A 9,990-nucleotide genomic window follows, 5' to 3' on the forward strand; every position below is an offset into this window, starting at 1 on the left:
ATACCTAATACTTGTATGGTAATTGGGTTGTTATCCGTTAAAGGATCTGTAATTAACTTCGTATCTTTTTTTGAAAGTAGTGCCATTCTAAATTAATTTTTTAAATTTTGGAAGTATGGTAAATACAACCTTAAATCTTTTTTTATCATAGCAGAAACACCATCACCAGTAATTGTAGCACCAGCTAATGCATCTACTTCATAATCATCTTTATCTTCATTTTTAGGATCATTATTACCTTTTGCTACAGTAATGCCTTTAAATACACCTGCTTCTGTTAATAATCTTTCTCCATAAAAATCGTCCATAAAATAGCGTTGTTTTATGTTGGCTCCTAAACCTGGAGTTTCTCCTGCATGATCAAAAAATGTACCTCTAACAATCATGTCTTTATCTAAAGCTACATAACCCCAAATTGCATCCCATAAACCTTTACCTCTAATAGGTGCAACATATACGGTTTTACCATCTTGCTCTCCTTTAAATAAAGGTAAAAAACGAGATTTACCATTTTTTGCTTTGGTTTGTTCTTTTTTAATATCGATTAAATATGGCTCTTTGTTATTGTTTGCAGCCATAAACTCATCACGATTCATTTCTTTTAAGATTTTACCATCTTTTATTTCTAAAACAATTTGTTCAGAAATATTTTTAGAAAAAACCTCTCCAACTACATCTGTAGATACAAATGTGATGCTTCCTTCTGTATTATCATTTATACCCATAGCATACAAAATATTTTGCTGCTTTTCCATTCTTTCATTTTCCTTAATATTAGGTTTTAAAGAAGAGGCTGTAAATGCTAATAAAGACCCAACAACAACTACCATTATAATGGCAAATATTATTGTATAACTATTGCTATCTGTTTTTTTACTCATAATTAAGCAGTTTTAGCTTTTAAACGTTTCATTCTTTTCTTAACATTACCTTGTACAACATAGTGGTCTATGGTTGGTGCAAAGACATTCATTAATAATATTGCTAAGAATACTCCTTCTGGATATGCTGGATTGAACACACGAATCATTATTGATAAGAAACCAATAAGAAATCCATAAATCCATTTTCCTTTGTTGGTTTGCGATGCAGTTACAGGGTCTGTAGCCATATACACAGCACCAAAAGCCAAACCACCAATCATTAAATGCTCCCAAAATGGTGTATTCATTAATCCGTAAAACTTGCTTGATTCTGTAATAACATCTGCTGCCACAACTTGGTTAAAAATTAACCCCATTACAGCTGCACCAATAAAAGTTGATAGAATAATTCTCCAACTTCCTATTTTAGTAAAAATTAAAAAAGCAGCTCCTAAAAGAATTAATAAGGTCGATGTTTCTCCAACAGAACCTGGTATAAAGCCCATAAATTTATCCCAATTAGAATAAATTACTTCTTGTCCTTGTGCATAGCTACCTAGAATAGTTTCTCCTGAAATTGCATCTGCTGTTCCTGCTCTTTCTACTGCATCATATACCCATACTTTGTCTCCAGACATCCAAGTTGGATAGGCAAAAAACAAGAATGCTCTAATGGTTAATGCTGGGTTTAAAATATTCATTCCAGTACCACCAAAAACCTCTTTACCTATTACTACTCCAAAAATAACTGCTACTGCCAACATCCAAAGTGGCGTATCTACAGGTACAATTAATGGAACTAACATACCTGTTACTAGGTATCCTTCTTCTACTTCGTGCCCTTTTATAACTGCAAAAATAAATTCTACTAGAAGACCAACTCCATAAGAAACTATTACCAATGGCAATACTTTTATGATTCCAATCCAAAGGTTATCCCAAGTAAAAAAGTTTGCTAAAACGTCTGTTCTAAGTGATGGATCTATAGCTGCATAATGCTGGTAACCCGCGTTAAACATACCAAAAATTAATACAGGAATTAACGCCATGATAACTGTATTCATAGTACGCTTTAAATCGTCTGCTGCTTTTATGTGAGTTCCTCCATGAGTAACTTCATTTGGCAAGTATAAAAACGTATGAATTGCGTTAAACGCAGGTGCCATTTTTGTGCCTTTATACTTTTCTTTTAAATTGTGTAAGTTTTGTTTTAAGCCCATAATCTTATCCTAATTCTTCTCTCATTAAATCTAAACCTTCACGAATTATTTTTTGGTGAGGTTGTTTAGATACACAAATAAATTCTGTAAGTGCAAAGTCTTCTGGTGCTACTTCGTAACCACCTAAAGCTTCCATTTCATCTAAATCCTTATACATAAATGCTTTTAACAATTGCATTGGGTATATGTCTAAAGGAAATACTTGTTCGTAAGCGCCTGTAACTACAAATGCTCTATGTTCTCCGTTTGTATTGGTATTTAAGTCGAATTTTTTATTGGGTGTTAACCAAGAAAAAGTTAATGCTCTAGAAGCAGAAACTTTATCAAAAACAGGTTTATTCCATCCGAAAAACTCGTAATCATCTCCTTCTGGAATGGCTGTTATTTGATTATCATAATACCCTAAAAATTCGTCTTCTTTTACTTCTTTTCCAGAAAGTACGTTACCACTAATAATTCTAGTATTATCGTTATTAAGATTGTCTTTTGTAATATCTGCAATACTAGCACCCGCAATAGCAGTTACGTATTGTGGATTTTTAAATTGAGAACCTGTTAAAGCTACTGTTCTAGTTAAGTTTAACTTACCAGTTAACAACAACTCTCCAATAATTACTAAATCTTGTGGTGTAACTACCCAAACAACTTCTCCTTTATTTAAAGGATTTATTTTAGCTATTTGTGTACCTACGTTTCCTGATGGATGTGGTCCAGAAACTTTGTGAAGTTCAACACCATTTAAATTTGCCAATGGCGAATTTGATTTAGCACCCACAGAAACATGTACCTTGCCTTCTGTTAGTTTTGATATTGCTGTTATTGCTGCTTGCAATTCTGCTTCTTTACCAGCTAATGTATAATCTAAATCTGCTGCTAAAGGTGCACTTGCATATGCAGAAACAAAAATAGCTTTTGGTGCCTGATTTGGATTTGCAACAACATCAAAAGGACGTTGCTTTATAAATGGCCAGCAACCAGCTTCAAATAAATAACTTTTAACTTCTTCCGCAGACATTTCGCTTGCGTTTTTAGTACCAAAATCTTTATAAGTTTGTGTTGCATCTGCAGCTATTTTTACTGCTAATACTTTTCTTCTTGCCCCACGAACTACCTCTGTAACTTTACCAGAAACAGGACTTGGAAATAAAATACGGTCATCACCTTTTAAATGAAAAAGTGCCTCACCTGCTTTTACTTCTGTACCTTCTTTGGCTGTTAGTTTTGGTATTATTCCGTGAAAGTCTTCTGGCTTAACTGCATAAACACTACTTTGTTTGGTATTTGTAGTTGTTTTTTCTGCAATGCCAACAAGCTTAATATCTAAGCCTTTTTTAATACGAATGTCTTTTGACATAGTAAATTGGAATATTTAGTTATCTAAAAAAATCGATGCAAATTTAAAGATTTTGAGGGTTAAGAGTGATATAATTAGTTGTTAATATTGCCAAAATATTCTTATTTATAATTATTCTAAATAAATAATTATAAGAAAACGTTATCGTAATTATTTTTTGGCTTAAAAATTGATAATTATAATAAATGATTGATACTTTTGTACTATGTTTAAATATTGTATACTTTATTTTTTCTTAATTTTTGTAAGTTTTTTAGAAGCTCAAAACATAAAAACCATTCAGCTTAGACCTTTACAAGAAAATAATTTTTCGGCAATAGTTCCTTTAGGGACTGTTTTAGAATTGTCTTTTGATGATTTGGAAGCTGATAGTAGAGAATATCAATATAAAGTTGAACACATGACACATGATTGGCAAAAAAGCAGACTACTTTCTAGCCAATACATAGATGGTTTTGACCAAAATTACATTAACAATGTTACCAATTCTTTTAACACCTTTCAAAGCTACTCGCATTATGAGGTTAAAATACCCAATGTAAATACAGTGATTACTAAAAGCGGTAATTATTTATTATCTGTTTTAGATGCTTATGATGAAGTTGTTTTTACAAGACGTTTCGTACTTTATGAAAATTTAGCAACTATTGGAGTTTCTGTAGCCAGAAGTAGAAATACAAAAACAGTAAATACACAGCAAACCATTCAGTTTTCTGTAAATCATCCAAATATTCAAATAAATAATCCTGGGTTAGAAATAAACGTGGCTATTATCAAAAATAATAATTGGAATGAAACCATTACTGATTTACAACCTACTTTTTTTAAACCCAATCAATTATTATACACCTATACAAACAAAACAAACTTTTGGGGTGATAATGAGTATTTGAATTTTGATAGTAAAATCATAAGGAATAAAAGCTTAAACATTGTAAAAATTACAAAAGACGATGTTTTTAATCACTACATATATCCGTATGAATATAATGAATTTTTAGAGTATACCTACAACCCAGATATTAATGGGCAATTTGTAATACGAACCTTAGAAGGAAATGATAATGATAATGATACCGAAGCAGATTATGCCTTAATGCACTTTACGCTACAAGTAGACGAAATGTTTAAAGAGAAAGAAGTTTATGTATATGGCGCATATAATGATTTTTCTATTTCAAATAAAAACAGAATGTATTTTAACCCGAATACAAACGCTTACAATGCTTCTATTTTATTAAAACAAGGTTTTTATAACTACACCTATGCAACTATAGGTACAGATGGTTTGGTAAATACACATCAAATTAATGGTTCTTTTTTTGAAACTGAAAACGAATACACCGTAATTACATACTACAAACCTTTTGGTAGTTTGTATGACAGAGTTATTGGTGTAGGAACAGGTTTTTTTAACCAAAACAGATAGTAATTATTTTATTTGCAGAAACAAACCAAAAAAAGTACATTTACCTTGTATGATTCAGCAAATTACAAAAGGGATTAAAATTTCTGTTGCAACTAATTATAAAGGCACTAGTTTTAAAAACAAGAAACTATATCATATTTTTAGTTATAAAATTACAATAGAAAATAATAGCCAACATACTGTAAAACTTACAGATCGTTTCTGGAAAATTTACGACTCTTTAAATCCAACAGAAATTGTTAGTGGAGAGGGAGTTGTTGGGCAAACCCCAACCTTAAAACCAAAAGATAAATATGCCTACAATTCTGGTTGTTTTTTAGAATCTAACATGGGAGCCATGAAAGGTTTTTACACGATGATAAACTTAGACGATTATCAACAATTTAAAGTTTATATACCAACATTTCAACTAACAACACCTGACTTATTAAACTAACTAAATCTAGAAATAAAGTAGCCAAAGTTAAAGATCCATCTTGTTTAAATTGTGGTCATCCATTTTTTGGACAAGAAAAATTTTGCCCAGAATGTGGGCAAGCAAACAAGGGTAATAGAATTACATTTAAAAGCTTTATACACGAAGTTTTTAATGGTCTTTTTAATTTTGACGCTAAATTTTGGAATACAATTATACCTTTATTAATAAAACCAGGTATCGTTTCTAGAAACTATGTTGCAGGTAAAAGAAGCAGATATTCTAATCCGTTTCGTTTTTATTTAACAGTTTCTATAATTTTCTTTTTAATTGTAGGTATTTCTATGACAAAAGATAAATATGAAGATTTAGCAGAAGATAGTGCAGATAAAATTGTAGATGAAATAAAAGAAGATAAAGGAAAAAAAGATTTTAATGAAAAAGAAATCGATTCTATAAGAAATAATGCAGCAGTAATATTAAATCAATCTTTTATTCCTATTCCTAAAAAAACAAAAGAAAAAGTTTTAAAAGAAGTAGAAAAAGAAATTAAAAAAGAAAAAGATACTACTGAATCAAAAAACGACGACTTTAATGTTACAATTGCTGGCGGGCACAACAGGTTAGACAAATTTATAAAATACCAAAAGAAAAACCCAAAAACAGCCATAAATACTGCATTAGATTCTTTAGGTTTCGAAAAAAACTTTACAAATAGGTTTTTATATACAAGAGCCAAAGCTGTAAATTCTTTGGTTACTAAAGATAGTAGAGAAGAGTTTTTAAGCCAAATATTATCTTATAGTTCTGTTGCTTTATTTATTTTATTACCATTCTTCACCTTATTTTTAAAACTTTTTTACATCCGAAGAAAATTTACTTATGTAGATCATTTAATATTTGTTTTTCATGTTCAAACAGTATTTTTTATGCTGTTTTCAATTTATTTTATTTTAGAAATATTGGATATAACTCCAGAAATTTGGATTTTTTTAGCGCTCTTTTTACTCTATCTAATTATTGCTATGAAAAAGTTTTACCAACAAGGTTATTTTAAAACCATTGTAAAATTCTTTCTCTTAAACTTTAGTTATTTCTTAGTTGCTACCATAGGTTTTAGCTTATTATCTATTATATCTCTAATGCTTTTTTAAGGCTATTTTTATTCAAAATATCTAAATAAGTTATTTCAATATTTGTTTTTAATTTTTCAATACAAGTAACACTAACCGTTTCTACAAATTTTCTTTTCATTTTTGGTGCTATCGTTTTATCACCCAAATTATCATTTTGATGAAATTCTAAAATAGCATCTTGAGCATAGTGTTTGTTTTTAGAAAGCCAATCTGCAAACCAATCTTTTCTTAATTGTTTTATTTCTTCTGTATACAAAGTAGATGATGACCATATTTTAGGTTCTTGTGGCAGTTTTTTAAAATGCTTTTTTTCTCCATCCCAAACCAACTCATACGTTTGTAACTCTTTATGCCAATCCACTAAAACCAAAGTAAATGGCTCAATATCATCAAAATTGAAATTTTGTATAAAGGCAACTGCATCATCATTAGAAAGTATTTTTTTTACAATAATACCTCTACTCATTCTATAAGATGCTTTTCTCTTGTGAATTCTAAAACCACCATTTAACAAACAAACCAATCGCTGTTTTTCGCTAACTCCAATCCAAGTTCCACCAGCCAATTCATCTTTTGGGTACGTTAACTTTACACCATCTTCTATGTAATCATTAGGCGGTAGTGTTTTTCTTAAAGGCGTTTCATCTCTATTAGAAGTTAAAATGAATTTTTTTTTGCCCAAAGGAAGATAGGTTACTGTACACATATTTAAATTATGATTAATTTGGTTTTTTAGAGATATTCTTGATTTTAATTCAATAAAACAAGATAAATATCTACTAAATTTATTGAAACAAAAATTGTAACTTTACAACATCAAAATTAAACGATTAAATTTAAAAAACTTATAAAATGGCAAGAGGATTTTTTAATGTACCAATTCCGGTAAACGAACCAGTAAAAGGATATGCACCAAACTCTCCTGAAAGAAAGGAATTATTAGAAACCTATAAAAACATGTACCAAGGAAATGTTGATGTTCCTATGTATATTAATGGGGAAGAAGTAAGAACTGGAAACACTAGAAATATTACACCACCTCATGACCATAAACATATTGTTGGGCAATATCATACAGCAGAAAAAAAACATATAGATGAAGCAATTAGTACAGCTTTAGCTGCAAGACAAGCTTGGTCTAGCGTTAGCTGGATGGAACGCGCTTCTATTTTCTTAAAAGCAGCAGAATTATTAGCTGGCCCTTACAGAGCAAAAATGAATGCTGCTACTATGATTGCACAATCTAAAAACGTGCATCAAGCAGAAATTGATGCAGCTTGTGAGATGATAGATTTCTTTAAATTTAATGTGCAGTACATGACAGATATTTTTAAAGACCAACCACAATCTGCTCCAGGTATTTGGAACAGAGTTGAATACAGACCTTTAGAAGGTTTTGTATATGCAATTTCTCCTTTTAACTTTACATCGATCGCTGCAAATTTACCTGCAGCAGCTGCTTTAATGGGTAATGTTGTGGTTTGGAAACCTTCTGATCACCAAGCATATTCTGCACAAGTAATTGTAGATTTATTTAAAGAAGCTGGTTTGCCAGATGGCGTTATAAATGTTGTTTATGGAGACCCTGTAATGATTTCTGACACGGTATTAGCGTCTCCAGATTTTTCTGGATTGCATTTTACTGGTTCTACAACTGTATTTAAAAACTTATGGAAACAGATTGGTAACAATATTCATAATTACAAAACGTATCCAAGAATTGTAGGAGAAACTGGTGGTAAAGATTTTATTTGGGCACACAATTCTTCAAAGCCTTTACAAGTAGCAACAGCAATTACCAGAGGTGCTTTTGAGTATCAAGGTCAAAAATGTTCTGCAGCTTCACGTGCTTATATACCAACTTCTATGTGGAATGATGTTAAAGAGCACTTAACAAAACAAGTAAACGAATTAAAAATGGGTTCTCCAGAAGATCCTTCTAACTTTGTAAACGCTGTTATACACGAAGGTTCTTTTGATAAAATATCTAAATATATAGACGCAGCAAAAGCAGATAGTGATGCAGAAATTATTTTAGGAGGTAACCACGATAAGTCTGTAGGTTATTTTATAGAGCCAACTGTAATTTTAGCAAAATCGCCAACCTATGCAACTATGACAACTGAGTTATTTGGACCTGTAATTACTATTTATTTATATGAAGATAGTGAATGGGAAAATTCTCTAGAATTAGTTGATACTTCTACAGAATATGCATTAACTGGTGCTATTTTTTCTACAGATAGATATATTGTAGAAAAAGCTTCTAAAGCTTTAGAAAATGCAGCAGGTAACTTTTATATAAATGATAAACCAACTGGTGCAGTTGTTGGGCAACAGCCTTTTGGTGGTGCTAGAGCTTCTGGAACTAATGATAAAGCAGGTTCTGCACAAAACTTGTTACGATGGACGTCTGTAAGATTAATTAAAGAAACATTTGTAACTCCACAGGATTATAAATATCCGTTTTTAGGATAAAATTTATTTTTATTATACATAAAAAAGGTTCATTTTAATAAATGAACCTTTTTTATTTTTTAATTATAATCTATTATTTAATTGACAGTAAAGCTCCAGATTTGTCCAATAGACTTTGCGCCTTTATCATCAATCACATTTATTTGCCAAGAGTAAGTTTTACCAGATTCTACAGTTACATCGTATGTTTTTGTGGTAACTGCACTTTCTAATAAAGTTAAAGTAGTGTTTTCTCCAAAAAATACTTCGTAAGTTAAGTCATCGCTTGTATTTACATCAGATGCTTCCCAAGTTAAACTTACAGAACCACTATTTATGTTTGCATTATTTTCAGGAGTTTTTAAATCTGCCATAAAAGGAGCATAATTAGTGCTAGCATCTCCTTTGGTATAAAAAGCATTAACTACTGTGGGTGCGCTTTCGTTATTACTTTCATCAGAAGCAATTACTTGCCAATAATAGGCAGTGGCTTTGTCTAAAGTTAAAGTTAACTGACTTGCACTTAAAGATCTTGTTTCTACAATATTTGTTAACTGTCTGTCTTTAGCAATGATTATTCTATATTGTATCTCTTCTTCTTCTGGGTCAGTAGCATCACTCCAATTAAAAGTAATAGAATTATTGATGCATAATTGATTCTGCGTTGGAAACGTTAAACTTACTGCTGTAGGTGGTAAATTTTTTGGCTCTTCTTTAGAGCAGCTCACTAAAAAGCAAAAAATACTTAGACTAAAAATTAAAATCGCTTTTTTCATTATTTCAATATTTTTATAGGTTTAGCATCTATAGAAGTTTTAAGAATATAAATTCCTTTTGAAAAATTGCTGAAAGGTATAGACATTCTATTGTTTATTACTGTATAAAAACCGTTTAAAACAACATTTCCTTTTACATCAGAAATTATAGCTTGTATTTTAGTGTTATTAGATTCTAAGGGCACTAATAAATCTATACTATTACCAACAGGATTACCTAATAACAAAATAGTTTCTATGGAGGTTTTGTAGACACCTTCACATTCTTTTGCTGTTTTTATTTCTAGCTTCCCACCTTCTTTAATAAATATTTCAAAATCTTTTTCGTTAGAGGTTCTAT

At 30.6% G+C, this 9,990-nt stretch carries 10 protein-coding genes and 2 pseudogenes; 5 read left to right on the forward strand and 7 right to left on the reverse strand.

What is annotated here, in order from left to right:
• From ACTG3S_RS06945 to ACTG3S_RS06960, 4 genes and pseudogenes are all read right to left on the reverse strand, one after another.
• Window positions 1-86 (reverse strand): annotated as a pseudogene (locus tag ACTG3S_RS06945) (NADH:ubiquinone reductase (Na(+)-transporting) subunit D); the annotation flags it as partial.
• A 6-nt stretch (window positions 87-92) separates the two neighbouring features.
• Window positions 93-881, reverse strand: coding sequence for a Na(+)-translocating NADH-quinone reductase subunit C (locus ACTG3S_RS06950; protein WP_439128635.1), 789 nt, complete (start codon window positions 879-881; stop codon window positions 93-95).
• 2 nt (window positions 882-883) lie between these two features.
• The gene (locus ACTG3S_RS06955) at window positions 884-2,083 is read right to left on the reverse strand and encodes an NADH:ubiquinone reductase (Na(+)-transporting) subunit B (protein ID WP_439128636.1); all 1,200 of its coding nucleotides are present in this window, start codon (window positions 2,081-2,083) and stop codon (window positions 884-886) included.
• A gap of 4 nt (window positions 2,084-2,087) precedes the next feature.
• The gene (locus ACTG3S_RS06960) at window positions 2,088-3,437 is read right to left on the reverse strand and encodes a Na(+)-translocating NADH-quinone reductase subunit A (protein WP_439128637.1); all 1,350 of its coding nucleotides are present in this window, start codon (window positions 3,435-3,437) and stop codon (window positions 2,088-2,090) included.
• A gap of 205 nt (window positions 3,438-3,642) precedes the next feature.
• Between ACTG3S_RS06960 and ACTG3S_RS06965 the strand changes: the two genes are divergently transcribed.
• The 4 genes and pseudogenes from ACTG3S_RS06965 to ACTG3S_RS06980 all read left to right on the forward strand — a co-directional run bounded on the left by ACTG3S_RS06965 (window position 3,643) and on the right by ACTG3S_RS06980 (window position 6,435).
• A complete protein-coding gene (locus ACTG3S_RS06965; RefSeq protein ID WP_439128638.1) occupies window positions 3,643-4,866 on the forward strand; it encodes a DUF5103 domain-containing protein in 1,224 nt (407 codons plus the stop codon).
• Window positions 4,867-4,915: 49 nt separating this feature from the next.
• On the forward strand, window positions 4,916-5,302 hold the full coding sequence (apaG, locus tag ACTG3S_RS06970) for a Co2+/Mg2+ efflux protein ApaG (protein WP_439128639.1): 387 nt from the start codon (window positions 4,916-4,918) through the stop codon (window positions 5,300-5,302).
• Window positions 5,303-5,439: 137 nt separating this feature from the next.
• Window positions 5,440-5,595: pseudogene (locus ACTG3S_RS06975) on the forward strand (DUF3667 domain-containing protein); the annotation flags it as partial.
• A gap of 30 nt (window positions 5,596-5,625) precedes the next feature.
• Window positions 5,626-6,435, forward strand: coding sequence for a hypothetical protein (locus ACTG3S_RS06980; RefSeq protein ID WP_439128640.1), 810 nt, complete (start codon window positions 5,626-5,628; stop codon window positions 6,433-6,435).
• Here the strand turns inward: ACTG3S_RS06980 and ACTG3S_RS06985 are convergent.
• Window positions 6,413-7,123 carry an NRDE family protein gene (locus tag ACTG3S_RS06985; protein ID WP_439128641.1) on the reverse strand — a complete coding sequence of 237 codons (711 nt, stop codon included), beginning with the start codon at window positions 7,121-7,123 and terminating at the stop codon, window positions 6,413-6,415. The two genes, ACTG3S_RS06980 and ACTG3S_RS06985, sit on opposite strands and share 23 nt — an antisense overlap.
• A 146-nt stretch (window positions 7,124-7,269) precedes the next feature.
• Between ACTG3S_RS06985 and pruA the strand changes: the two genes are divergently transcribed.
• Window positions 7,270-8,895: an L-glutamate gamma-semialdehyde dehydrogenase gene (pruA, locus tag ACTG3S_RS06990; RefSeq protein WP_439128642.1), complete on the forward strand. Its 1,626-nt coding sequence runs from the start codon at window positions 7,270-7,272 to the stop codon at window positions 8,893-8,895.
• 77 nt (window positions 8,896-8,972) lie between these two features.
• On the opposite strand, the gene ACTG3S_RS06995 is transcribed toward pruA, so the two are convergent.
• Together ACTG3S_RS06995 and ACTG3S_RS07000 are read right to left on the reverse strand one after the other, a co-directional pair.
• The gene (locus ACTG3S_RS06995; RefSeq protein WP_439128643.1) at window positions 8,973-9,650 is read right to left on the reverse strand and encodes a hypothetical protein; all 678 of its coding nucleotides are present in this window, start codon (window positions 9,648-9,650) and stop codon (window positions 8,973-8,975) included.
• Window positions 9,650-9,990: T9SS type A sorting domain-containing protein (locus tag ACTG3S_RS07000; RefSeq protein WP_439128644.1), on the reverse strand; the 341-nt coding region annotated here is incomplete at its 5' end. The genes ACTG3S_RS06995 and ACTG3S_RS07000, both read right to left, overlap by 1 nt.

Origin of the sequence: Polaribacter sp. (assembly GCF_965656025.1) — a bacterium.
Lineage (GTDB): Bacteria > Bacteroidota > Bacteroidia > Flavobacteriales > Flavobacteriaceae > Polaribacter.

Excerpts from the sequence above, each read along its gene's own strand:
- ACTG3S_RS06950 (WP_439128635.1), bottom strand. The coding sequence starts at position 881 with ATGAGTAAAAAAACAGATAGCAATAGTTATACAATAATATTTGCCATT.
- ACTG3S_RS06955 (WP_439128636.1), bottom strand. The coding sequence starts at position 2,083 with ATGGGCTTAAAACAAAACTTACACAATTTAAAAGAAAAGTATAAAGGC.
- ACTG3S_RS06960 (WP_439128637.1), bottom strand. The coding sequence starts at position 3,437 with ATGTCAAAAGACATTCGTATTAAAAAAGGCTTAGATATTAAGCTTGTT.
- ACTG3S_RS06965 (WP_439128638.1), top strand. The coding sequence starts at position 3,643 with ATGTTTAAATATTGTATACTTTATTTTTTCTTAATTTTTGTAAGTTTT.
- apaG (WP_439128639.1), top strand. The coding sequence starts at position 4,916 with ATGATTCAGCAAATTACAAAAGGGATTAAAATTTCTGTTGCAACTAAT.
- ACTG3S_RS06980 (WP_439128640.1), top strand. The coding sequence starts at position 5,626 with ATGACAAAAGATAAATATGAAGATTTAGCAGAAGATAGTGCAGATAAA.
- ACTG3S_RS06985 (WP_439128641.1), bottom strand. The coding sequence starts at position 7,123 with ATGTGTACAGTAACCTATCTTCCTTTGGGCAAAAAAAAATTCATTTTA.
- pruA (WP_439128642.1), top strand. The coding sequence starts at position 7,270 with ATGGCAAGAGGATTTTTTAATGTACCAATTCCGGTAAACGAACCAGTA.
- ACTG3S_RS06995 (WP_439128643.1), bottom strand. The coding sequence starts at position 9,650 with ATGAAAAAAGCGATTTTAATTTTTAGTCTAAGTATTTTTTGCTTTTTA.